The organism is Neobacillus niacini (assembly GCF_019749295.1).
Classification (GTDB): domain Bacteria; phylum Bacillota; class Bacilli; order Bacillales; family Cytobacillaceae; genus Neobacillus; species Neobacillus niacini_D.
In genome coordinates this window covers 183,296-208,442 of record NZ_JACWFG010000006.1, presented here as the reverse complement: position 1 = coordinate 208,442, position 25,147 = coordinate 183,296, and the positions used below count along the sequence as shown (strand labels likewise).

The 25,147-nt window shown below is 38.8% G+C and carries 17 protein-coding genes; 2 read left to right on the top strand and 15 right to left on the bottom strand.

Going from position 1 to position 25,147, the window contains the following annotated elements; translation table 11 throughout:
* Positions 1–243: 243 nt before the first annotated feature.
* From H0184_RS10840 to H0184_RS10775, 14 genes are all read right to left on the bottom strand, one after another.
* Positions 244–1,698 (bottom strand): S41 family peptidase, encoded by a 1,455-nt coding sequence (locus H0184_RS10840; protein WP_221824316.1) that lies wholly within the window; start codon positions 1,696–1,698, stop codon positions 244–246.
* A 178-nt stretch (positions 1,699–1,876) separates the two neighbouring features.
* Positions 1,877–3,193 (bottom strand): murein hydrolase activator EnvC family protein, encoded by a 1,317-nt coding sequence (locus H0184_RS10835; protein ID WP_221824315.1) that lies wholly within the window; start codon positions 3,191–3,193, stop codon positions 1,877–1,879.
* 99 nt (positions 3,194–3,292) lie between these two features.
* The gene (gene ftsX, locus H0184_RS10830) at positions 3,293–4,186 is read right to left on the bottom strand and encodes a permease-like cell division protein FtsX (RefSeq protein ID WP_221824312.1); all 894 of its coding nucleotides are present in this window, start codon (positions 4,184–4,186) and stop codon (positions 3,293–3,295) included.
* Positions 4,176–4,862 carry a cell division ATP-binding protein FtsE gene (ftsE, locus tag H0184_RS10825; RefSeq protein ID WP_221824310.1) on the bottom strand — a complete coding sequence of 229 codons (687 nt, stop codon included), beginning with the start codon at positions 4,860–4,862 and terminating at the stop codon, positions 4,176–4,178. The genes ftsX and ftsE overlap by 11 nt, the downstream gene beginning before the upstream one ends.
* 293 nt (positions 4,863–5,155) lie before the next feature.
* The gene (cccB, locus tag H0184_RS10820; RefSeq protein ID WP_221824308.1) at positions 5,156–5,476 is read right to left on the bottom strand and encodes a cytochrome c551; all 321 of its coding nucleotides are present in this window, start codon (positions 5,474–5,476) and stop codon (positions 5,156–5,158) included.
* A gap of 51 nt (positions 5,477–5,527) precedes the next feature.
* Entirely contained in the window at positions 5,528–6,391 is an 864-nt protein-coding gene (locus H0184_RS10815; RefSeq protein ID WP_221824306.1) for a YitT family protein, read from the bottom strand.
* Between the two features lie 218 nt (positions 6,392–6,609).
* A protein-coding gene (gene prfB, locus H0184_RS10810; RefSeq protein WP_221824304.1) for a peptide chain release factor 2 occupies positions 6,610–7,711 on the bottom strand; the annotation gives its coding sequence in 2 pieces (ribosomal slippage) (positions 6,610–7,638 and positions 7,640–7,711; 1,101 coding nt in all).
* 397 nt (positions 7,712–8,108) lie between these two features.
* Positions 8,109–10,061 carry a hypothetical protein gene (locus tag H0184_RS10805; protein WP_221824302.1) on the bottom strand — a complete coding sequence of 651 codons (1,953 nt, stop codon included), beginning with the start codon at positions 10,059–10,061 and terminating at the stop codon, positions 8,109–8,111.
* Positions 10,062–10,382: 321 nt separating this feature from the next.
* Positions 10,383–12,554 carry an Ig-like domain-containing protein gene (locus H0184_RS10800; protein ID WP_221824300.1) on the bottom strand — a complete coding sequence of 724 codons (2,172 nt, stop codon included), beginning with the start codon at positions 12,552–12,554 and terminating at the stop codon, positions 10,383–10,385.
* Positions 12,555–12,859: 305 nt separating this feature from the next.
* Positions 12,860–14,455 carry a cytochrome c3 family protein gene (locus H0184_RS10795; RefSeq protein WP_221824297.1) on the bottom strand — a complete coding sequence of 532 codons (1,596 nt, stop codon included), beginning with the start codon at positions 14,453–14,455 and terminating at the stop codon, positions 12,860–12,862.
* Between the two features lie 143 nt (positions 14,456–14,598).
* Positions 14,599–15,570: a 6-bladed beta-propeller gene (locus tag H0184_RS10790; protein WP_221824296.1), complete on the bottom strand. Its 972-nt coding sequence runs from the start codon at positions 15,568–15,570 to the stop codon at positions 14,599–14,601.
* A 2-nt stretch (positions 15,571–15,572) separates the two neighbouring features.
* Positions 15,573–16,271, bottom strand: coding sequence for a tetratricopeptide repeat protein (locus H0184_RS10785; RefSeq protein ID WP_221824294.1), 699 nt, complete (start codon positions 16,269–16,271; stop codon positions 15,573–15,575).
* A 20-nt stretch (positions 16,272–16,291) separates the two neighbouring features.
* Positions 16,292–17,473 carry a cytochrome c3 family protein gene (locus tag H0184_RS10780; protein WP_221824292.1) on the bottom strand — a complete coding sequence of 394 codons (1,182 nt, stop codon included), beginning with the start codon at positions 17,471–17,473 and terminating at the stop codon, positions 16,292–16,294.
* A gap of 30 nt (positions 17,474–17,503) precedes the next feature.
* Positions 17,504–18,901 (bottom strand): NapC/NirT family cytochrome c, encoded by a 1,398-nt coding sequence (locus H0184_RS10775; RefSeq protein WP_221824290.1) that lies wholly within the window; start codon positions 18,899–18,901, stop codon positions 17,504–17,506.
* A gap of 519 nt (positions 18,902–19,420) precedes the next feature.
* On the opposite strand from H0184_RS10775, the gene secA reads away from it, so the two are divergent.
* Complete coding sequence (secA, locus tag H0184_RS10770) at positions 19,421–21,934, top strand: preprotein translocase subunit SecA (RefSeq protein WP_221824288.1); 2,514 nt, start codon at positions 19,421–19,423, stop codon at positions 21,932–21,934.
* 376 nt (positions 21,935–22,310) lie between these two features.
* On the opposite strand, the gene H0184_RS10765 is transcribed toward secA, so the two are convergent.
* Complete coding sequence (locus H0184_RS10765; protein ID WP_221824286.1) at positions 22,311–24,266, bottom strand: SEC-C metal-binding domain-containing protein; 1,956 nt, start codon at positions 24,264–24,266, stop codon at positions 22,311–22,313.
* A gap of 180 nt (positions 24,267–24,446) precedes the next feature.
* Here H0184_RS10765 and H0184_RS10760 point away from each other — a divergent pair, with 180 nt between their 5' ends.
* Positions 24,447–25,082 carry a transglutaminase domain-containing protein gene (locus tag H0184_RS10760; protein WP_221824284.1) on the top strand — a complete coding sequence of 212 codons (636 nt, stop codon included), beginning with the start codon at positions 24,447–24,449 and terminating at the stop codon, positions 25,080–25,082.
* Positions 25,083–25,147: the final 65 nt, after the last annotated feature.

The following is a 25,147-nucleotide window of genomic DNA, read 5'->3' as shown; positions in this document are numbered from 1 at the left end:
TTCTAGCTCTACAGATTATTTTACCAAAATGGAGGGATAAAACCTATTACTAGATTCTTGAAAAAACAAAAAAATGTCGAATTTATATGTAATTATCAAGTTTTCATATACACCCTTCTGCTAAATTCGTGATATTTCATTATCCTTCAACAATTATTTCCGCGGAAATCCTGTCTCTGAATAATATTACTTATCCTGATTTGTCGCACATAAAAAACAGAGGCAGCTGCCTCTGTTTACCTTTTACTTTGCAATTAGTCTTAAAGCTGTTTGAAGCTGGATATCATTTTTCTCTATTTTCATTTCTTTTACTGCCTCTTCTTCAAGCTTCGCAGCTGTTTTTGCATCAATTTTTCCAGTTGGCTGCAGTTTGTTGTTCTGTTGAAAAGCTTTAACAGCTGTTGTTGTTTCTGCACTGAAATAACCGTCTGTCCGGCCAGGTGCAAAGCCTAATCCGGCCAATATTTCTTGTGCATTCTTAACCTGCTCATTGTTCATATCCTCTTTCAGAGGCTCTTCAACTTGAAGAGGATGTGTATCAAAAATGGCAGGCTGTTTGATCTCTACATCAGGTTTGATCCCTTTTTTGTGAATCCAATTTCCATCCGGTGTCAGCCATTTAAATAATGTTAACTTAATATTACTGCCATCCCCCATCGGAACTGCCTGCTGTACCGTTCCTTTTCCAAAAGTCGTCTCCCCAACCAACTGATAACCTGCAGCTTCTTTTAATGCACCTGCTAGAATTTCTGATGCTGAGGCACTGCCTTTATTTATTAACACAGCAACCGGGTATTCCTTTTTCTCTGCTAGATTAGAAAAGTGTCTTTCTTTTTCCCCGCTTCTGCTCTCAATTTGAATAAAAGGTTTCTCTTTTGTTACAAACTCCTTCAGAATATCCTCAACACTTACTAGCAGCCCGCCTGGATTACCACGTACATCTATAATTAAGCCTTCAATATCTTTCTTCTCTAACTCTCTTAGCTCTTCTTTAAAATCAGCAGCGGTTTCCTGCGAGAAAGAGGTAATTTCAATATACCCTACTTCTTTTCCATCTATTTTTTTCATTGAAGCGTGAATAGTCTCAAGTGGAATTTCATCTCGCGTAACACTAATTGTGAGTGGTTCCTTCAGTCCTTTTCTTGCGATTTCCAATTTCACCTTTGTACCTTTTTTACCACGTATTTTTAAGGTTGCTTTATTTAAATCCAGCCCCTCAACACTTTGTCCACCTACTTTTAATATTTCATCATTGGGCTTTATTCCAGCCTTTTCAGCAGGAGAATTTTTAAATGGTGAAATGATCACGATTTTCCCATCCACCATTCCCACTTCTGCGCCGATTCCTTCAAAAGAGGATTCTAGTGCCTGACTAAATTGTTGCGCAGTTTCCTTATTCATATAAACTGAGTAAGGATCATCTAAGGCGCTGAGCATTCCTTGAATAGCTCCCTCTACTAACATGTCATTATCTACCTGTTCAACATACCGGCTCAGGATTAATTCATATGCCTGATTAACCTTTTCAAGCTGTGCTGTATCACTTTGAGTTGTAACAACTATATCCTTTTCCATTAACGCTTGTTCAAGGGCTGAATTCCCCTCTGTTTGTCCAAACCATTGCATTCCCACATATGTGCCCCCCGCTCCAGTAAGAAGCGAACCCGCCATCATCAGGGCAATCCATTTATTTTTCATCCTGTTCCCCCTCATGTGCAGCATCAATTAACTGTCCTATTTATTACTACGATTTAAGACTCTTCCCTGCCCGTTAATTAACTAATATGTAACGCATGGACGAGTTATGCCAGAAAAGTATAATGACCTCTTTTTCTCCATAAAAAAAGGAAGAAGCTTAGCTTCTCCCTGTTCCCTCTTATGGCATTGGTACAATACCAACTGGATTGATTGCATTACTCTTACTTCCGTTCCATTGCCCTCTATGAAGCTCAAAGTGCAAATGTTTGCCAGTAGAATCACCTGTATTACCCATAATTCCAATTTGCTGGCCTTTTTTCACAACTGCCCCGGAGCTTACGAATCGTGTTTCCATATGAGCAGAAACGGTTGTATAACTTTGTCCATTTACTGAATGAGCGATAAAAACAACATTCCCATAACTGCCAGAATAGTAGGATCTAATTACCACACCATCAGCAGCAGCCATAACCGGAACATTTGCAGCCCGATTAGCTATATCTATCCCGTAGTGGAAGGAGCCCCATCTTGGTGCAAAGCCTGATGTAAAGGTTCCATTCGCAGGCATTGTAAAGGCACCACTTGATACAGGTACACTTGGTGGTGGAGTTGGAGTACTTCCACCTCCGCCGCCTCCGCCAGCCGCAGAGTTATTGTTGTTTGCAGCAGCAGCTGCTGCTGCTGCCTCAGAGGCTGCTTTTGCCGCGGCAGCCGCAGCTGCTTGACGATCTTGTTCAAGTGCAATGGCTTTTTGAATAGCTGCTGATTGTGAGGCAAGAATTTGCGCCTCTTCCTGAAGTTCCATTTTATGCTCATGGATTTCTTCTTCTTGTTCTTCTAAGGAAGCTAATAACTTATCCTTCTCAGCTCTTTGCGCATTCAATTTTTTGTTCATTTCTTCCAGGTCAGCCAGCATCGTTTGAACATTTGCTAGTTCCACTTCTAACTGAGCTTGATCTTCCTCTAGAGTCTTTTTATCTGCTTCATGTTGCTTTAAAATATCCTGGTCTGCTTGCAGGATTGTAGCAACGGCGCTGGCACGATCGATAAAATCACTAAAGTTTTTTGAACCCATCAACACATCAATATAGCTTACCATTCCGCCGGTTTCTTGATAATTTCTTGCACGATCTCTGAGGAGCTCGTTTCGTTTTTCAATCCGCTCTTTTGTCACTTTAATTTCTTCTTGGAGTCTAGTAATCTCTGCCTTTGTCTTCTCTAGCTCCGCATTTTTTTCTCTAATTTTATTATGAGTATCGTCAATTGAAAGATCTAGACGAGTCAATTCTTCTTTTACGTTTGTCTGCTGCTCATTTAAACTATTAATCTTTTGATCGGCATCATTAATAGTAGAAGATAATTCTGATTCTTTCTGTTTAATTTGATTTTGCTGATCCTTAAGGCTCGAAATAGAAGCAGCTTCCGCAATTCCCCCAAAAATACTGCCTACTACAACTGTACCTGTCACAGCTAAAGCTACGATTGATTTTTTCAAGTCCTAGTCTCCTTCCCACGTATATTTATGTACGCGTCAACGGTATTTATCTACTATTTAAATCAGGAAGGACATTATACCCTGCCCTTCCTGACAAAATTAAACCTTTAAGAACTTCCTAACTGACATCACACTGCCCCAAACTCCAATTAAACCTCCCATTAAAAGAAGGATACCTGAAACCTGATACATAAAAGGATTATATGGAAGAATTTGAATGAAGTTCCCCATTAACTTTGGTGCTAGATAATCATAAGCGTGATAGTAAGCAATCGCTAGTAAGATAATCGGCAATATGGAGCCCAGTATGCCAAGCCATAATCCCTCTAAGAAGAATGGCCATCTAATAAAGTTATTCGTTGCTCCTACCAGCCTCATAATCTTAATTTCTCTGCGTCTTGCGATAATTGTGATTTTAATAGTATTTGAAATTAAGAAGATCGCTGTGAAAAATAAACCTGCGATTAATACAATTCCCACATTTCGGCTTGCTTTAATAAAGTTAAATAATTTTTCAACTGTTCCCTTACCGTAAACAGCCTTGGTGACATATTCCAGCTTGCCAATATCCTTGGCTGCTTCCATTGTATCCTGCGGATTTTTCGTTTTTACGATAAATACATCGTTAAGCGGATTGTCTTGTTCAAAAAGTTTAAATGCTTGTCCATCCTCACCCATGCTTTTAATTAGTTCTTCAAGCTCTTGTTCCTTGGATGAAAATTTGACACTCTGAACTTCTGGTAACTTTTCAATCTCAGCTTTTAATTTTTGCTGGTCCTCGTCATTCGCAGCAACATCGATGTGAACGCGAATTTGCACGTCCTCTTCAATGGTTTGTGCCACTTTATTGAGATTCATCATAATAACGAAAAAGACGCCGACTAAAATGAGCGTTACCGTCACCGCACTTACGGAGGCAAACGTCATCCAGCCATTTCTCCAAATACTCTTAAAGCTTTCACGTGCATGACGTCCAAGAGTTCTAATTTTCATAACCGTAATCACCTCTTTGTTCATCACGTGCTATTTTACCTGCCTCAATGGCAATGACTCGATGTTTAATTGTGTTAACAATTTCCCTATTATGAGTAGCCATAACAATCGTGGTACCTCTGTTATTAATCTCTTCAAAGATATTCATGATTTCCCATGAAGTCTCTGGATCCAGGTTACCTGTAGGCTCATCCGCTATTACAACCTTTGGAGAATTAACAATTGAACGAGCAATCGAAACACGCTGCTGCTCCCCGCCTGATAACTCTGTTGGAAGCATTCTTGCTTTATGCTTAAGGTTAACAAGATCAAGCACTTCCATCACGCGTTTTTTAATAAACTTGGGTTGAGCTTCAATAACTTCAAGCGCAAAGGCTACATTCTCATAAACGGTTTTCATTGGCAATAGTTTAAAGTCTTGAAAGACAACACCAAGGTTCCGCCTGAAAATAGGTACTTTCTTATTTTTTATTTTTGCTACGTTAACACCATTCATCGTTATGGTGCCTGAGGTTGGTACTTCCTCACGATACATCATTTTAATGAATGTAGATTTTCCCGCACCACTTGGACCAACCACGTAAACAAACTCCCCTTGGTTAATCCTCACATCTATCCCATTTATAGCTGTAACCCCATTTGGGTATTTTTTAAAAACATCCTGCATCTCTATCATTTAGATCACCTTTATAAGTTAGTTTCGAAACAATATTATTCGACAATAACCTGTTATTTTCTTGCACAAAAACAAAATCCTAGACAAAATACTGCAGGATTTCGCATAAATTCATTATAACACTCAATACAAGTAAAAAAAGCGGTAAAATTATTACAGTTTCTTTTCAATACCTACATAAATTGTTATATATACCCTATATTTTTCGACAAAATTTAACAGTATCTTAATAAAATAACATAGATTCACAAAAATAAAAAACGTTCTGTGAACCTCACAGAACGTTACTATGATTATTTTTTAGTTGAAAGCCAATCTGCTACTTTATCTAGGTCATCGCCTTCGATAAGACCTGCTGGCATTCCGCCATCTGTACCATCCTTAATAATAGCTGCAATCTCATCTTTTGATTTACTTGCACCCACTGCAGTCAGGTCAGGTCCCATTCCACCCTTTAAGTCACCGCCGTGACAGCTTGAACACTTTTGTGAGTAGATTTTCTCAGCATCCCCTGCTTGTGCTGTGTCGCCGCTCTCGTCGTCTCCTCCGCCGCATGCAGCAAGACTCATTACAAGAGCTGTTCCCAGTAACATTTTAAGCAGCTTTTTCTTCATACTATCTCCCCCTTAATGAAAAAATTACCATACGAAAATAGTATACCAATGTTATGCCCTTTTGAAACCTTCTCCCAATACTTCTGAAGCATCCATAACAACGACAAATGCAGTCGGGTCAAGGCTTTTAACCAATTGTTTCAATTTTGTGAACTCACGCTGATCGACCACACACATAAGTACAGGACGCTCATCATCCGTAAAACCGCCATATGCTGAAAGTTTTGTGACACCTCGATCAATTTTATTCAATATTCCCGCGCGTACTTCTTCTTGCTTATTCGTTATAATCATGGCTGTTTTCGACCTGCCAAATCCAACCTGAACTAAATCAATCGTTTTACTTGTTACATACAAGGCAATCAGTGCGTATAATCCTCGTTCAATATCAAATACAAGAGCAGCTGAAATGACGATGAGTCCGTCAATCAGAACAACACTCGTTCCAAGTGTGAGCCCTGTATACTTTGTAATAATTTGTGCAGCCAAGTCCGTTCCGCCTGTGGACCCATTTCCTCTAAATACAATTCCTAGTCCAAGCCCGACTGCTATTCCGCCGAACAATGCCCCAAGTAAGGCATCATTTGTCCATGGGTCAATATTCTTTGTTAAAAAAACAACAAAGGGAAGAAACAATGTACCAATAAGAGTTTTTACCCCAAATTGCTTTCCTAGTAAAACAACTCCTGCGATAAACAATGGAATATTAAAAGCCCATTGTACATAAGCCGGCTCCCACCCAAACACGCTTAATAATATCGTACTAATACCACTGACGCCGCCTGATGCAATTTGATTGGGCAGCAGAAAAACATTAAAAGCCAGCGCGATAATCGCCGATCCAATAAGTACATTTATGTATTCTAAGGCACTTTCAAATTTAGGCGCCGCCTGGTTATTTCTTCTCTTATTCATAGCCTGATTCCCCTCTATATTACCATTTTGCTATAACTTTTCTAAATCAACCGAAGTGAGTATAGCATGGCAATAATTTGCTGTAAATGGCATTGAGATAAAGCATTAAAGGGTTAAATTTTAAATAGTATTTGTTAGTATAAGCGTTTAATGAAGGAATAATTATTTTTCACAAAAAATAATGCCTTCGCCGCTAGTTGGCAAAGGCATTATTTTTATTAAGATATTCTTGAACGAAGGTATGCATCAATAAATTGATCCAAGTCACCATCCATAACACCTTGAACGTTTCCGCTCTCTGCACTTGTCCGGTGGTCCTTAACCATTGAATATGGATGGAAGACGTATGAACGGATTTGACTTCCCCATCCGATTTCTTTTTGTTCACCGCGAATTTCCAGCAATTCTTTCTCCTGCTGTTCAATTTCGCGTTGATATAGCTTGGCTTTCAGCATTTTCATTGCTGCTTCACGGTTTTTAATTTGTGACCGCTCATTCTGGCAGGTGACAACAACTCCTGTTGGCATATGGGTAATCCTTACTGCTGAATCAGTGGTATTGATGTGCTGCCCGCCTGCACCGCTCGCACGATACGTATCTATTTTTAGATCCTCGGTACGAATTTCGATTTCAATTTCATCAGTAAACTCAGGCATAACCTCACACGATACAAAGGATGTATGGCGACGGCCAGAGGCATCGAACGGTGAAATCCTCACTAAACGATGGACACCCTTTTCAGCCTTTAAATAACCGTAAGCGTTATGGCCTCTTATTGCCAGGGTTACACTTTTTATCCCAGCTTCATCACCAGGAAGGTAATCAAGCGTTTCTACCTTAAATCCTTTTTTCTCTGCCCAGCGTGTGTACATGCGGAGCAGCATCGAGCCCCAGTCCTGTGACTCAGTTCCGCCAGCACCTGGGTGCAGTTCTAAAATCGCATTGTGTTTATCGTATTCTTCGCTCAAAAGCAGCTGAAGTTCAAAATCATTTAATCTTGAGGTCAATTTGACTAACTCATCCTCAAGTTCTGCTTGAAGTTCTGCATCACTTTCTTCTTTCACAAGCTCATAGCTGACCTCAAGGTTCTCAAATGTTTCAAATAAGTCACCAAACTCATTTACTTGATCCTTAAGGGCATTTGCTTCACTAATGACTGTTTGGGCAGCCTGCTGGTCATTCCAGAAATCAGGGTGAAGCATTTGATCATCAAGCTCAGCTATGCGCGCTTCCTTATTTTCAAGGTCAAAGAGACCCCCTAAAGTCCGCTAAACGTTTAGCTGTTTTTTCAAGTTCATTTCGAATTTCTGCTAATTCCATTTCCTTCACCTCTATAAAAATTACGGTCTATTTCTAGCATATGTCATGGGCGTTCGTTTGTTCCTTTATCATTATAGCCTGAAAGAAGAGGAAATTTCAAAAATGAATTCAATTAGTCATACCCGTTGTGGATAACTCTGCTTATCAACAGGTTAATTAATAAATTTTCAAAAGATACGTGTGGATAAGTGGAATTATCAACAGAATTTTTTAAAAAGTCTAAAAATTAATCCACATATCTACAAGTCCACAGGAGTTATCTACAATCTTTAAGACGGATTTTTGGTAGAAGCTTACTTATCCACATTATGTACTTTTAGAATCCTTTGCAAAACAACTATAAAAAACCCTCCATTAATATGGAGAGCCTGATATCACCTTAGATTTATAATGTAAATTAATAACTATTCGTATGACACTTTTTGCAATCACTGTGTACACCGTTATGAAGTTGCTTATGACAAGATGAACATGAAGTATTCCCATCACTAATTGCTTTTGTCACTACAGAATCTGTACTTTCATGACAGGTCTTACAGGACATTTCTTCATTATTTTTATCTGTTCTATCTTCTCTTGCATGTTCGCTCGTTAAGGATTTTGCATGACATTGAGTACATGTATCCTCCGTTTTGTGAAGTTCAGGAATATCATGGTTGTTTAAGGTTCTTGTTGGTATGGTTAAATAGCCCTGATATCCTTTTACACCAGAACCTGGCTGGTGGCAGATAATACAATCGTTCATGGAGCGGTTTTCCACTACCCGAACCGGGAAATTAGGATTAACGTTTTTAGCCTGATAATGGATCGTTGGCGTAGAACCGTGTGGAGCATGTGCATATTGTTCACCTTCTGGATCATCATGGCACTGACTGCAACCGGCTTCCACAGTAATATAATTATGACAGTTCTCACAACGATTTTTGGAATGCGTTCCATTAAAGCTTAGTTTTTCTTTATGGACATCTTCCAACACCCCATTTGAACCTTCAAAGCTAGAATCGTCATGACATGATGTACATGCTTCTGCACTTGAATCATCCATTTCCTTATAGGTATTCGAATAAAACTTCCATTCTCTATCTAAGGAAATCCCTGATTGGTCAGCTACTGTTATCGTAACTGTGTGATAACTTTCATTTTTCAAGTCCTTTGTTGGTTTATAGCTTACCAATCCTTTACTCTGGTCAAAATCAAAATCCACTGCTTCATTATCTACTTTTACAACAATTGAATCAGCATTTATCATACCATTAGGCGATGTTACCACTGCTGAAATCGTTGGTTTTAAATCACTTAAACCGTGTTTTAATGGAGATACATCTGAAATTTTAGGTTTAACCGCTGCCGTAAAATTCCAAGTACGCGTTAATTGATTACCAAAAATATCTTCTGTATATAACTCTAATGTATGGCTGCCGTTAGGAACCATTCCTCCATAAGTTAAGGTAGCAGTCTTTCTAGAAGTAATTACATAATCTCCATAATAATCAATTTCGCCTGGATATTTAAAATCAATTGCGAGTGGTTCCCCATCTAATTTTAGGGATACATTATCCTTGATATCTACTAAATCCTTTAACCCAATACTCAACTTTAACGGACCATCAGTAAGTGTCATTCCATCCTTAAAGTAATTTAAACTACTAATTTCCGGTGGTGTAGAGTCGACTATGAATTTCCATGTTTTAGTAGACCTTTTTCCGACACTATCTGTGGCTTCTAGGTAAGCAGTATAGCTGCCGGTTGAAAAGTTGTTAGCAAACGAAACAGTTCCTGTATCTTTATTTATCTCTAGCGGAGTTTTAACTATATTATTGATTTTCAACTGAACAGTATCCCAATTGATTGCACCATTATCAGTAACAACAGCAGATACTTTATTTAGACTGGCTTGTTCACTATTGTTAGCTGGACTCATGTTCGTAATCTTTGGTGCTTCAGCCACATTAAAGCTCCAGGTATCGTTATAAACAATAGATGGATCTGCTTTATCATTCATACTGACCTCGACAGTGTTCACACCGTCTTTAAGGTTTGCTGCATTAAAGCTAATTGTACCTTCCTTGCCCCCAGTGTAGCTTTTGGCAGTAAATGTTGCTGAGACTTGCTGTCCATTTAGCTTCAGCATGGCACTTGAACTATTTAATTCATTAACACTTTTAATATAAACTGATATTTTTGTGTTCGATACTGTAATCGCAGCATTTTTAGCAGGGGTGTAATTTGAATAATAAGTGTCACTTGCAGAAACGATAAAGTTTCCTAGTAAAAATGCTGTAATAATAAATAACATCCAAATAATAATTTGCCTGCCTTTTAACTTATAACTCCCCATTTTTACGGACATTTTTCATGCCTCCTTCTATATTTCAGAAAACCAACAATGATATTGAATTTCCAACCCCCTCCCTTTTTTGCAATATTATAAAAAAAGACCAGATAGATAGTTGTGAGCTCATGTAGCATGGTCTTAATTTTAGCTAGCATTTAACGAACATTAACACTATCCTAATATTACAAATTTCCATTTTATTCCTTATCCAGAGAACATTGTATCACTATAAATAGGTATATTTCCCTAACCTTTTCAACAGTTCTGTTAAGTTTTATTATCTTAAAATAAAAAAATCAAGAGGGTGCAGATCCTCTTGATTTTAGTGATTATTTCTTATCTGGGTATTAGCCCTTTTTTGGGAGCATGTGCTGCACTTAAAGCTTTTTCACCCTCTGACTCTCCTCTTCCATGGCAATAAGAACAGGATTCAGTTGGATAAGCTTTATGTTCACTCCGTTCTATATCATATTTTTCTCCTGTTACCCCATAAATAGCTGTTGTACCATTGTGACAGGCCATACAGAATTCTCTTTCCTTTGAGTCAGTTAAAATACTAAACTCTTCTACCTTGTTGTTATCTGTTACTACTTTTACGTTTTTACTATCTGTATCTCCTGCTGTAAAAGACTGTGCATTTTCGTGTCCAAACGAATTTTTTAGTTGCTTTAGATTGTTAGATCCATGGGTATCGTGACACTCTGCACATGGCAAATGGCCTGCAAGAGGACTGCCATCCATTGCTTTAATGATGTGTCCTGAAAAATTCTTCTCCGCTGCTGAAATCTCTCGGTTAGCGAAGGATGATGGACCGTTCATTTTTTCATATTGCTTCATTATTTCTTCTGTTAAATTGTTATAATGACTGGCGATATCCGCAGATTTGTTATATTTACTCTTGAATTCTTCATTATGACAACGAAGACAGAGTTCATAATCTTCATATATACCAGTTGCTGTACTAGATTTACTATATTTGAAAACAGTGTACTCTACATCTTCATGTGCTATTTTCTCTGCACTGTCGTTTTCATGACATGACTCACATAGTTGTTCTTTGCTGCTTATTTCTTCAGTTGGCTTATTTGGATCTACCGGACTGGATGGCTGATGTGTATAGGTAATATGATCTTGTGCCATGTTCGGATTATTTTCTGAACGATCCAAGTGCGGATTATGACAGCTTCCGCAAGAGCTGCCACTAGGTGTGCCGTCTATTTTTATAGCTGCATCATGGGTATGATTGGCTTTGCTATTTTCAGGCAATGGCGCCACCACAGTACCGTCATGACAAGCCATACAGAATGAATCTGCCGCTAAGTCCTTGGACTGGTATGTTTCAGCCTCGGGGCTAGAACCTCCCCCGGCCAGGTTTGTTTCAGACTCAGTCTTTGGGGTTAGCAAATTAGCATTCTGTGCATTGTGCGTACTATGGCAATTTCCACATGTATCTACATTATTTGTATAACTGCCATGTGGATTTTGGTGTATATCTGACTTAATACCGACCGTAGTAAATGACCAAAACCTCGGAAAAGCACTATTTTTAGCAGCGTCGATTATCCCCAAGGGACTAATAAAAACATTGTATTTTTTACTAGGCGTCAATGCTTCTAAGGGGGTGAAGGTAATCTCTTTTGTATCTTTATTAAAGCTGGTGGCTCCTTTAACATTCGCACCATTTTGAGATACATTGATGCTGTTCTTTATTTCTGCTTCATTTAAAGCGTTAGCATCAGAGATTTTCACCTTAATGACTGGGTTTAATGAGACTTGCGTCATATCCTGTTTTGGAAAAACATCTGGCAATACATTCGGACGTAAAGAGTCTACTATAAAAGTTACCTTAGCTACCTCCGATGTGTAACCCTTTCCATCAATAGCTTGGGCGTAGGCAGTATGATTACCTTCAGCTAACTCTAGATTTTGGTATACCCATTTCCCTGTACTGTCAGCCTGAACGGATGACCAAGACCCACTGATTACGTCATCAGAATCCTTTGTACAATCCATACAAATTTTTACTGTAGCCGAAGGTTTTGTGCTTCCCTCTAAGGCTTTTTCATTTACATACTCCCCACTAATTGGTTTTGTAATGATCATGTTTGGCAGGACCGGAACAATCGTGAATTCAATAGGTTCTGAACTAATTTGATTTCCTGCTATTTCCGTTTTAGCTAAGATGGAGTGACTTCCCTTAGTTAAGGAGAGTTGCACCGACCACATGTTGTCTATCACCTGAATAGGTGTCTCCATTACCATTTCATCTATATAAAGATTGATAAGGGCTTCTGGAGGAAAGTTCTCAGCTGTCCCCGATATGACGATGTCTTCTTCACTTAAAGAAATGCCAGATTCAGGTGTAGTAATGGTTATCGTTGGTTCTAGTTCCTCACTTTTAACGCTTAATAACGGCGATATTTGTGGCTGCCCTATTAATTGAATACATAAAACAAGTACGACAAGTACTTGAAATTTGGTCTTATGCAGAAGGCCCCTATACCTCATTTAGCACCTCTCATTTCTACTATATTTGCTTTTCGCAAATTGTTGCTCTCTCTATATATTTTATTCCTATTAATAGGAAGCTTCTAGAGAATGAGGTGATAATTCAACAAATATTCATATATAGATTGTAAGAATATATATAATTAACTTCACAGATTGCAAGTTAATATATTTGACAATTTTATGACATCATTGGTAAAATAATTGCAAATAATAAGGTGCTATGCAATAGCATAACACCCTATTTTCCGAACATTTAATTTTGAGCTAATAATTAGTTGCAGCTAATTGTTAGCTTTTTTTTATTATCGGCCAGCTGGCATTCCGATCGGATGATCGGCACGACGCTCAGCATTCTTGATTGTTTCAGCGTGTGAGCTGTTGTGACAAGCCCAACATACAGACATGTTAGTAAACTTCTTAAGTGCAGAAGACGCATTATTATCAGTCATGTAAGTAAGAGCTTCACTTGGAGTTTTAACTTGTTCATTTGTTTTAGCCATAATAGTAGGGTTTTGTAAATCGGCAATTGTACGGCCTAAAGAATCAACCATGATTTCTGCAGTAGTACCGTGACTGTAGTGACAGCGTACGCAAGTGTAGCTATCGCTGTTTGTGCTGTGACGGTATGCAGTAGTTTCTTCACCGAAGTGAGATTTTGCACCATCAGAGTTAGCTTGCAGGTAGTCAGTATGACAAGCAGCACAAAACTTAGACATTTGGACCCCAACGTTTTTAACTGTTTTATCTGCGTCAGTTCCTACTGTATAGCCAAGGTCTTTCATTTCTTGTTCAGTTTTACCACCAAATTGAGCAAGAGGAGCACCTGAGAAGAAAGCGCTTTGTACAGTTGTACCATGATCTCCTGTTTGAGCCATTTGAACAACAACTGGACGAGCGATGAAACCTTTACCAGCTGTTTTTAGTGCGTCAGCACCCGCAGTAGTAGTAGAATATGCTTCAGCATGGTCGTAAGAGAAATAAACACCAGCAGTTGAACCATAAGCAGCGATGGTACCATCTGCTTTAACTAAACGTGACCAGTAAGTTAGACCATTCGTACGGTTGTCATAACCATATAACCAAGGAGCGGTAGACTTTGTATATCCATTAGTACCTTTGTTATATTGAGCAACAGTTACTTGTTTATGACCATTTTCATCAGCAACTGCAGCTTCTGTACGTAATAATAATACAGGCGCAGTTTGTCCTGTTAAACTATCAACTACAGGAACGTTTTCTAACTGGTTACCACCTTGAGAAGCTGGCAATGACCCAATTCCGTTTGGATTGTATTGAAGTAAACGGTCAGAGTAAGATCCGTGTGGAGCGTGACAGCTAGCACAGTTAAAGTTTTCACCCCATTGTGTTCCTCTATTTTTTGAAGTATCAACTGGATTTCCACCTGGTGCTGCAGAGATTTTAATAGTATCGTTTGCCATGTGCATAGATTCTCCGTGAGAACCACCAAATGTACCTGCACCTTCCATTGAAGCTTTTGAACCATCAGCAAATACGTTTAAAAATCCTAAAGTACCATCATGACAAGCAGTACATGTTTGGTAAACACTATCAGCAAATAGTAACTGATCACCTTGTGATGTATGTGTTTGGTGACAGCTTGCACAAGAGTTTGTGTTATTTTGGTAAGAAGTGTGAGTCTTATGACCTTGTAAATTTTTAATTACATTACCTTTGGCAGTACCATCATTTGTGTCAACACCATCAGCAGTATTATTGGCGTTCTCCAACACGCCGCCAACATCCGTGGTAATTATTTCTGCATTGTGATCAGGATCCCCATTATTATTAGCTGGATCTGGTCCTTCTGCAGATGCTGCTATCGCAAACATACCGAACAGCATTATTGCAAATAAAAAGCTTAAACTAAACTTTCTCATTCTTTAAACCTCCCAAATAAATCTCTCTTTTTTTCTCTCTGTTTTTTTAATAAATTAATCTATGAATACATCTTTAGCAGTATCTTTTTCTAAACCACCCCCTTAAATGTAAGGAATAAAAGTGATTACCTTTTTTGACTAGATTAATTAAATACCTGTACCCTGAGGTTTAAAGTATCAGTAATATAAACATTGTCCTTGCTGTCGATAAATAATCCATTAGGTAGATAGAATTGTCCATTCTGCTCACCCATGCCGCCCATTTGGAAGATTTTTTTGCCTTCTTTATCAAATCCATATACCATATGAGTTAGGTTGCTGACAACATACATCTTGCCGGTACTGTCGATGCCTATTCCTCTTGGATTAACAAAAACAGATTCTCCCTTGCCATTTTCAGAACCATTAATAATTTTTACAAACTTACCTTGCTTATCAAATATCTGAACGCGCTGGTTACCGGTATCAACAACATAAATGTTTCCTTCCTCGTCAACAGTGATACCATTTGGTGCGTTAAATTCACCATCGTTCGTTCCTGGCTTACCAACTTCTAGAAGCAGCTTCCCAGTAATGTCAAAGACATACGCTTTGTTGGTTTTAATATCCGTTACATAAACCTTCTTATCAATAATTCGCAAAGCTGCCGGGGCTGAAATTTTTCCATCCTTGCTGGCTTCAGTTGCAAAGTATTCAATAAATTTGCCTTTTTCATCAAAAATTGAAACTTTACCATTATATAAATCTGCTACAAAAACTCTTCCCTTTTCATCAACCGAAATCCCATATGGGAATTTGAATTGTCCATCGCCGGTCCCATCCTCCCCAAACGCAAATAGAAGGTTACCGCCTGAATCGTAGGCAAGAACACGTTTATTATTTGTATCGGTAACATAGGTAAAAGAATTATTTACTGCTACATCCATTGGTTTTTCCATTGGTTTATTGAAATCCCCAGTAAGCGATTGGCTATGGCTCGGTGCTCCATTTGGATCAAGAACCTTTAATAAGCCAGTATCAACTGCTTTTGTATTATTCATAAAAAGTAAGGTGAAGACAGTTGCCGTGGCTATAGCAATGAGTGCCATTCCGATATATACATTACGTCTTTTCATTGTTATTCACCTTCAGCCTTTGTGTCTTTATCTTTTAGTCTATCTAGTGCATCGACTGCATCTTGATATAATGGATCATAGGCTAGAGCATCCTTGTAAATAGCAATCGCGTCACTATATTCACCTTTTGCTTCAGCCACCATTCCAATTTGATAGATAATGTCAGAATTGGTTGGAGCTAATTTGTTTGCTTGTTCAAGTGCCTTTGTCGCCTTTTCATATTCTTCTAAACCTCGATAGGCGATTCCCATCTGAACATGGCCCTTATAATCCTTAGGCGCGATGTTTACCGTCTTTTCGAATTCAATCAAGGCTTCGTTATAGCGTTCTTCTGATAAAAATACTAAACCTAAGTTGTAATGAGCATCATAATAGTTTTTATCTTGCTCTAAAACATAATCAAACTCTTTAATCGCCTTTTCATTATCACCCTTTAAGAAATAGGTGTATCCTAGTACAATACGATTTTGTAGATTGGAAGGATCTTTTCTAACCTCTTCCTTGTAATACGTCAGCTGCTCATTCACTCTTTTCATATCAACATCATTCCAAAAATAAAAGTGACCGAGAGCATATCCAGTGCCTACTGAAAAGACTAATGTGAAGAATAATAATAGAAAACTGGTTAACTTTTTAAATGTCTTGGGTTTCTTTTTGGTTGTTCTTCCCTCAACTTCCTGAGGTGCTTTTGCTGCTTCCATATTAAATCCCCTCTCGGAAATTACTTCTTGGCTTTTCCATTACTATCTGGTCTATGACATTTTGTACATGTTGTTTCAACATGGCATTTTAGGCATGTTTTTTCAAACTTTTGATTATCTGCAAGTTTTACTGGGTGTTTGCTCTTCCAATTTTCTTTGTGAGACCTTGTATGACAGGAAGAACATTGGACCTTGGTTACCGGAGCATCACTGGTAATCCGATTCTCATGACAGGTAAAACACTTACTCGTGTCTTTTGATAACTCACCATGTTTTGACATGAAAGAAGTTATTTGATGGCTTTTTGGCCGCTCGCCATGACATTCTTTACAGAATGTATTCGTTTTTGCGTATGCATTCACCGTTACGTTTGTTGTATCGGTTTCTTCATTATTCAAATACTTCGTATAGGACGGGTCTTGTTTGAATAAATCATATTCCTCAGAGGACATATAAGAATGACACTTCTCACAAGTTTCTAGCTCTGAAGGCTTGATTTTCCCGTGATCGCCTGCTTTAAATTGCTCAGTTTTGTGATCATCCGGCACCATGGTAGATTCATGACATGCTGTACATTCGGTTGTTACCTTCCTAGCTTTATGACATTCCATACATGTGTCCATTTGCGGACGAATGTACTTGCTGTCACTCATGACTGAGGCACCTAATTTGTGGTTCCATTTTCCATAGTCACTCTTGTAGGTCATCTTTCGGTCCGAAATTTCCCCGTGTGCAGTACCACTATGACATTGAACACACTCGATTTCTTCTGTCTTATGCTTGTCATGCGGGATGATTATATCCCCGGAAGGAGTTACGTCACGGCTCTTCATGTTATGACATCTTTCACAGGCTTCATCTGGTATTAAGGTTGGCATTTTGATCGGCGCTAGATAAGTGTCTGTTTGCTTTTTATACAATTCAACTACACCGTTTACCTGCGCTTTTGCATAATTTTTAGCTCCTGGGTCAATATGACAACTGACACAATCAACCTCACTATGACTCGATGCCTTCAATGTATAGTACTGTGGTTTCATCTCATGGCAGGAGGAGCAGAACTCCTGACTAGAGGTAGTTTCAACTCCTATTAAGCCCAATGAGAAGAATACAACGATAAACATTACTGCTACTGTTAAATATTTAAATAATTTATAGCTTTTCCGGGGAGGGGAGGTCTGTTCTATATGTTCTTCTTCCATTCACTTTCCCTCCTAATAAACAACAAGACTTTATTTTTTCTCATCATCCTTAAAACCAGTTCTATGGCAATATTCACAATAAACATCAGTCGGTGCTTTTAGTTCGGTCGAACCAGCTTTTGGTTCCTGTCGATCGTGACATACAAAGCATTCTTCTTTTTCTTCTGGTGATAACGCGTTATTCGCGTGGCCTACTAACCATTGGTTACTCTTTGCATGGCTTTCTGGGCGTTCACTATGACAAGCGCTGCAGAATTTATTAATACGCGCTTGCTCTCTTACAACAGTCATATTTGCTGTATATTTGTGTTCTTTATCTTCCTCTTTAACTTCAGCCATTTTAAGCATGGACACTAGGTCTTCCTTTGGAATATCTCTTATCCATTTTGAATCTTGGTGACAGTCTACACATGTGTCTAGCTCTTGAAGGGCTGTACCGCCGTGATTTCCATTCCAGTTTTCCACTCGGTGATTTTCTGGAACTTTCACTCGTTGATGACAAGTTTCACATGCCATAGAAAGCTTAACATCTTTTGTTTGCTTTCCAACTGCGTCTAAGATAATCGCTTGTGTTTTTTCATCATGTGCTGCAACTGCCTCTGCAGCCTCTCCTTCAGTTGTTGCGTCATGCTTTACTTCGCTAGTAGTACTCTTTGCTTCTTCTTTCGCTGCTTCTTCCAGATGCTCTGGATTTGGCGGCACAAGATAAGCTACGTCTTTCCATGGCTTTTCGCCGTTATTTACTTTATCGTGACAGTCAATACAAGTACCCATGTTTGGTGCTAGATATTTTTGTTCCATCATTTGCTGTGCAACATCATCTGTCCAATGGCCGCGAACTTCCTCTGTATTGATACCACGAGCTGCGATTTTCGCATGCGCTACCCCAGAGTGACAGCTGATACATGGAACTCCTTCTTCGATATGTCCTTTGTGGTTAACTATTAAGTCTTTTGATGCGGTTACAAGACGGTTCTTAGAATGACACTGTAAACAGTTTTCATCGGAAACCGCTTCATGTTCAGTTTGAACAATTTGTTCCGGTATACCCATTACGTGGTGGTATACCTCTTTTAAAGAAATCACTTTATGTGTCATCATGTTGACAAAACCCGGTTTGATGTGGCACTGTACGCAGGTTATTTCACTGTGTGCACTTGCTGTAAAGGTTGTTACCTCTGGGGCCATCTCATGACAACTTGCACAGAATGTCGGATTGTTAGTGAAGGAGATAACACCATAACCTCCCCCAAAAATGACAATAGACCCTATTAGGGCGACAAATAAGGCTTTCCATCTTGTAACTGGATCCTTCCAGTCTATGTTTTTCAATTTCTGCCAGAGTCTGCGAAATAATCCAGGCTTCTTTTTATTCTCTCTAGTTTCGGAATCTATTTCTTTATTCTTTTTCTTCCCCCAAAAAGCCACATGACTCACCCTTCCCATTTAAAATTTTTATCTCTCTATATTTTTTAAGTTAACCTCTCTAATGGTAGTATCTAACATTGCAAAAGTATTTTCCAATGTACAATTTGTGAATATTTTTTCATAGTAAAGCTGCGAGACTTTCTCCCTAATAACAACATAAAAACATTGATAATTAAGCATTTAATTAACAATATACGCACGGTAGAAACCTTCACTTAAATTAATTTTTATACAAATAAATATATTAATATACAGTAAATATGCATATCTATCATGAATGCGTAACTACTAGTTGTATACAAAAGTTTGACAATTTCAAAATAGATGATTTTGCTAGACGAATAGTCATCAGGGATTCATTTTTTGTAAATATGGCTAAAACGGTAACAATGTTGTCACTCTAAAATGGAAGTGGTAAGATATAAAGGATATTTATCGAATATTATTGATAGGAATTTCTGTAATTTAAAGCGAATTTATTTAGTAGGATAAATTAGTTATAAAGGAGCGTTTCATCATATGATGGGGATTTTAAATAAAGTGTTCGATCTTAATAAACGCGAGCTGAAACGGCTGGACAAAATGGCAAATCAAATTGAGGCTCTGGCTGCTGAAACGGAAAAATTAAGCGATGACCAGCTCCGTGAAAAAACAGAAGAGTTTAAGCTTCGCTATCAAAAAGGTGAAACACTTGATGATTTGCTTGTTGAAGCCTTTGCGGTTGTTCGTGAAGGGGCTCGACGTGTGCTAGGCTTGTATCCATATAAAGTTCAGTTAATGGGGGGTATTTCTCTCCATGAAGGAAACATTTCTGAAATGAAAACGGGGGAAGGTAAAACGTTAACCGCTACCATGCCGGTTTATTTGAATGCTCTCTCAGGAAAAGGTGTACACGTAATTACGGTAAACGAATACTTGGCAAGCCGTGACGCTAACGAAATGGGACAACTTTACCAATTCCTTGGATTAAGTGTTGGACTGAATTTAAACAGCATGTCTAAGGAAGAAAAACAAGAAGCGTATGCATGTGATATTACATACGGTACAAACAATGAGTTTGGGTTTGATTATTTGCGTGATAACATGGTCCTTTATAAGGAACAAAAAGTACAGCGTCCACTCTATTATGCTGTTATTGACGAAGTAGACTCGATTTTAATCGATGAAGCGCGTACACCGTTGATTATCTCAGGTTCTGCTCAAAAGTCTGCCGTTCTTTATATTCAAGCGAATGCTTTCGTAGGTACACTGACAAGAGATCAAGACTACACCTATGATGAAAAAACAAAAGGCGTTATGCTGACAGAGGAAGGAATCAGTAAAGCAGAACGTGCTTTTGGAATCGAGAATCTGTTTGATATTTCGCATGTGACATTAAACCATCATATCAACCAAGCCTTAAAGGCAAATGTCAGCATGCACTTAGATGTTGATTATGTGGTTCAAGATGGTGAGATCGTGATCGTTGACCAGTTTACTGGCCGTTTGATGAAGGGCCGTCGATATAGTGAAGGTTTGCACCAGGCAATTGAAGCTAAAGAAGGTTTGGAAGTTCAAAATGAAAGCATGACCATGGCGACGATTACCTTCCAAAACTACTTCCGTATGTACGAAAAGCTTGCTGGTATGACTGGTACCGCGAAAACGGAAGAAGAGGAATTCCGCAATATTTATAATATGAATGTAATCGTGATTCCAACTAACAGACCCATTGCCCGTGATGACCGCCCTGATTTAATTTATGCCTCTATGGATGGTAAATTCCGTGCAGTGGTCGAGGATATTGCCCAGCGTAATCAAAAAGGTCAGCCTGTACTTGTTGGTACGGTCGCGATTGAAACATCAGAGCTTATCTCTAAATATTTATTGAAAAAGGGAATCAAACATAATGTCTTGAACGCAAAAAACCATGAACGTGAAGCAGAAATTATTGCTACTGCAGGGCATCGGGGATCCGTTACGATTGCGACGAATATGGCAGGCCGTGGTACCGACATTAAGCTTGGTGAAGGTGTTATTGACTTAGGTGGTCTTGCTGTTATTGGTACAGAGCGTCACGAAAGCCGACGGATTGATAATCAGCTGCGCGGGCGTTCTGGACGTCAAGGGGACCCAGGGGTAACTCAGTTCTATCTGTCTATGGAAGATGAACTTATGCGCCGATTCGGTTCAGACAACATGAAAGCGATGATGGAACGACTTGGTATGGATGATACGCAGCCAATTCAAAGTAAAATGGTTTCAAGAGCGGTTGAATCTGCACAAAAACGTGTAGAGGGCAACAACTTTGACGCCCGTAAGCAGCTCTTACAATATGACGATGTACTTCGCCAGCAGCGTGAAATTATTTATACTCAGCGTGATGAAGTGTTAGGATCAGAAAACCTTCGTGAAATCGTTGAAAGAATGATTCATTCTACTATCCAGCGAAATGTTGAGGCACATGCGAATAAGCATGAGGATGAAGAAGAATGGAACTTACAGGGTATTATCGATTATGTAAATGCAAATCTACTTCATGAAGGCGACATTACAGTTGAGCAATTACGCGGTAAGGACCCAGAAGAAATGACTGAAGCCATTTTTGCAAAGGTGAAGGAACGTTACAGCGAAAAAGAACAAATCCTTTCTCCAGAGCAAATGCGCGAATTTGAAAAAGTAGTAACGCTTCGTGCGGTTGATAGCAAATGGATTGATCATATTGATGCGATGGATCAGCTTCGTCAGGGTATTCATTTACGTGCATATGGACAGATTGACCCTCTCCGTGAATATCAGCATGAAGGATTCGCGATGTTTGAAGCGATGGTTCTCTCGATTGAAGAAGAAGCGTCCATGTATATCATGAAGGCTGAGATCAGAAATAATCTTGAGCGTCAGGAAGTCGCAAAAGGACAGGCTGTTAATCCGAAAGACGATGGAGAACCTGTTAAGAAAAAACCAAAAGTAAACCAAATCGAGATCGGCCGCAATGATCCATGTTACTGTGGAAGCGGAAAGAAATACAAGAACTGCCATGGAGCAGGGAAATAAAAGAAGTTAGAGGGGGCCGGCTAATTGCCGGTCCTTTTTTATTAGTTTAATTGAATATACTTGTCTCCTTCTATACTGGGTGGCAGTATGGGCTTTGATTCCCTTAAAAGGCGAAAATACTGGGCAGCGGTAACCAAAGGATGACTTTGATTCCCTTCAAGAGTGTATATGATGGATAGCGGTAACCAAAACATGTTTTTGATTCCCTTCAAAGGTAAAAATGCTGCATAGCGGTAATCAAAGCATTTCTTTGATTCCCCTTAATGCCGAAAATCTCACTAAGTGGTCATCAAACCCAATCAGTTACCCAAAGGCTTTAGGTAATTAGGTTTCGGTCACTCCATCCACAAAAAAAGTCGAGAGGCTTCCCTCTCGACTATTGTTTCTTCAACCATTTCTGCAGTCCCTCTATCTTATTCCATAATTGAAAATTGTCATCTGCATAGATAATGGCTTCACTCTCATCTCCCACTCGAAACCCTTCTGGCCGGTACATGGGAATCTTCTTTTTACCTGAAAGGTATGGGATGACATAAGGGTTAGCTCTTTTCGCTTCCTTTAATAACTTCGCTGCATTTGCCGTAAAACCATTTTCAAATAATTCAAGTAACAGCTTGTTATACAGCCCGGTTGCTGTCTCCTCTTCATACCTTTTCAACAAGCGGGCTGCTGCATCCCATTTACCTTCTTCTAAGTACGCTCCAAACAAGACATACCGAATACCTTGGTTATCATTTGGATTTAATTCCAGAAGCTGTTCGTATTCACGTATCGCTGCCATGGTATTTCCTAATTGATGGACTGCATCCGCATAGGCTGCTTTTGCACGCATATATGGTCTTGTTTCGAGCATGCCCCAGAAATGACCTTTGTTATCTTTAAAAAAGGATTTTCCAAGCTCCTTTTCCCCAATCTCCATACCTTTTTTGGAAAACATCATTGCTTCCTCATCAGTATTAGCAACATCTGCTAGAATCACATAAGCGTCTACACAATTTGGATCTACCGAAAGTGCTTCGTGCGCAAGTTTCCTCCGATAAAAGGGTCCAGTTTCTTTCATCGCATCGTATACCAATTGCTGCGCACGCCCTTTGTTCGTTTTCGGTTCCATTTTAGGAGTTGGGGATAAAAGCTTTTTATTCAAAAAATCATTTATTTCATCAACAGATCCAAAATCCCCACTTTGAATCTCCGCCAATACTTCTTGCAGCGCTTGTTCTGTCGGCAGTGGTCCCTGCATGGAAGGATATGGCATCGCCTTTAATTGGTTTTCACTTTCTACTTCATAATGCATTTCAATAATGGCTTTTATATCCTCCTCTAATTCGTCATCCAGTTCAGCGTATGTGGAGGAAAGGGAGCCTGTAGATATACCATACAATTTAGCCGTTTCCTTTTGAGTAAGCGGGGAAACCATATGAGTAAACAACGAGAGTAAATAATGCATAGAAGCTGCATATAGATTTGGCTTTCGAATATTTTTTTGTTTTTTTTCACAAAACTTATACCATAGAATAATTCCTATATCTGCCGTTGAGGGCATTTCACCCAGTGACTCCAAGTTACTCTTTAATAGCTCCGCCACTTCCTTATATATTGGCTTTTCCCACTCCATGCTATCAATGTCAACCATACCGCCAACCGTAGTGAGATCTTTCATTACTTCCATAAAAAACTCAGTTAAAAACTCCTGAGGGGACTGAATATCGGCGATAAGGCTCTTTTGTTTTATGTAATCAATACCCTGTGTGAGCGGCAGTTCCGACAAATCAAACGGTCCCGGAAAAAAGACATATTTTTGGCCATATGGAAGAAGGAATCCAATAAAAAATGATCCAACATCAAACGACCTTTGTGTATTTGGTGCGATTGCCTCAATTTTTTCAGTTGAAAGTCCATCAACCACAATGAGTGAATTATTCTCAACTTGAATAATTTCACCTGCTATCGTTCTTGCATCTACCCAAGATTGAAGGATATGTTTCATTTTCGGGCGTTTAATTTTCCCAACCTCTGAAGAAATAAAGTGTTCTAAAATGGTTCTCCCATCATCCAATTTGGTAAATAGGGAGTACCATATTGTGTAAACAAATTCGTAAAACTCCCGCTCATCCTCTTCAATATCAAAGTAATCCTGGTATTCTTCAAAACCAGTAAATATTTCATCCTCATAATGATTCAGCGCAAAATGAAGCAGCTTTGTCTGTAAATCATTGATTTCGTTTTCAATTACATGGGTAATCGATACCGCTTCCTTGGCGCCGCAGCATTTTTTATACTTTTTTCCACTCCCACATGGACAAGGTTCATTCCGACCTATATTCTCTGTCATCAGCACTCGCCCTCTCTTCCTCTATGTATCTTTATATCATCAATTAAATAGTACCATTTTTGACAAATAAGTTACTAATATACGTAAATATTTCACTTTAAAGTTTTTTATTTGAATTATTAGAAAATTATAATTACTATTAGGTATATATTCTATTTAAGGATTGGGAGGTTAAGAGGGTTGAAGAAAGTTTCATTTCTTCTTATAATAATCGTTATTCTATTAGGGGTATTGCCTACTACCATCAATTTTGTTGGACCCTTTACCTCTAAAATAAGTGTAGTCAGATCAGATATCAGCCCCTACCGAAATGCTTTTGCGAATACCTTGATTGAAATGGTTGAAGGCAGCCCATATCTCCTGCCTAGTCAGCCTATTCCGAGCGAAGACCAGCAAATAATAAAACTAGCAAATGAATTAACCGCTGGTCTTTATAGTAACCTAGAAAAGTCGAAGGCAATCTTTACTTGGGTTGCCCAAAATATTACCTACGATGTTGAGACATTTTATAGTAATAAAAATTTTTATCTGGAACATCCTGATGCAATTGAGGTGCTGAATTCTAAGCTGGCAATGTGCATGGGTTACTCAAGACTGAATGCTGCCCTCCATCGTGCCGCTGGAATTGAAGCAAAAGTAGTTTTTGGTGAGGGTCATGCCTGGAATGAAATTAAGATAAACGGAAAATGGCAGACACAGGATACAACCTATGCGGCAGGCTTTTTGAATGAAGTGTCACAGACCTTCATCAAACAGTACATGTCCCTTTACTTTTCAAAAACAGATGTAATGAAAGAAGGCGAATATGATTGGTAATAAAAATACACACATGATTTCAGAGGAGAAATCATGTGTGTATTTTTAGTTTATAGATTACTAAG

Excerpts from the sequence above, each read along its gene's own strand:
- H0184_RS10785 (WP_221824294.1), bottom strand. The coding sequence starts at position 16,271 with ATGGAAGCAGCAAAAGCACCTCAGGAAGTTGAGGGAAGAACAACCAAA.
- ftsX (WP_221824312.1), bottom strand. The coding sequence starts at position 4,186 with ATGAAAATTAGAACTCTTGGACGTCATGCACGTGAAAGCTTTAAGAGT.
- H0184_RS10765 (WP_221824286.1), bottom strand. The coding sequence starts at position 24,266 with ATGACAGAGAATATAGGTCGGAATGAACCTTGTCCATGTGGGAGTGGA.
- H0184_RS10800 (WP_221824300.1), bottom strand. The coding sequence starts at position 12,554 with ATGAGGTATAGGGGCCTTCTGCATAAGACCAAATTTCAAGTACTTGTC.
- H0184_RS10795 (WP_221824297.1), bottom strand. The coding sequence starts at position 14,455 with ATGAGAAAGTTTAGTTTAAGCTTTTTATTTGCAATAATGCTGTTCGGT.
- cccB (WP_221824308.1), bottom strand. The coding sequence starts at position 5,476 with ATGAAGAAAAAGCTGCTTAAAATGTTACTGGGAACAGCTCTTGTAATG.
- secA (WP_221824288.1), top strand. The coding sequence starts at position 19,421 with ATGATGGGGATTTTAAATAAAGTGTTCGATCTTAATAAACGCGAGCTG.
- H0184_RS10790 (WP_221824296.1), bottom strand. The coding sequence starts at position 15,570 with ATGAAAAGACGTAATGTATATATCGGAATGGCACTCATTGCTATAGCC.
- H0184_RS10840 (WP_221824316.1), bottom strand. The coding sequence starts at position 1,698 with ATGAAAAATAAATGGATTGCCCTGATGATGGCGGGTTCGCTTCTTACT.
- H0184_RS10780 (WP_221824292.1), bottom strand. The coding sequence starts at position 17,473 with ATGGAAGAAGAACATATAGAACAGACCTCCCCTCCCCGGAAAAGCTAT.
- H0184_RS10815 (WP_221824306.1), bottom strand. The coding sequence starts at position 6,391 with ATGAATAAGAGAAGAAATAACCAGGCGGCGCCTAAATTTGAAAGTGCC.
- H0184_RS10805 (WP_221824302.1), bottom strand. The coding sequence starts at position 10,061 with ATGTCCGTAAAAATGGGGAGTTATAAGTTAAAAGGCAGGCAAATTATT.
- ftsE (WP_221824310.1), bottom strand. The coding sequence starts at position 4,862 with ATGATAGAGATGCAGGATGTTTTTAAAAAATACCCAAATGGGGTTACA.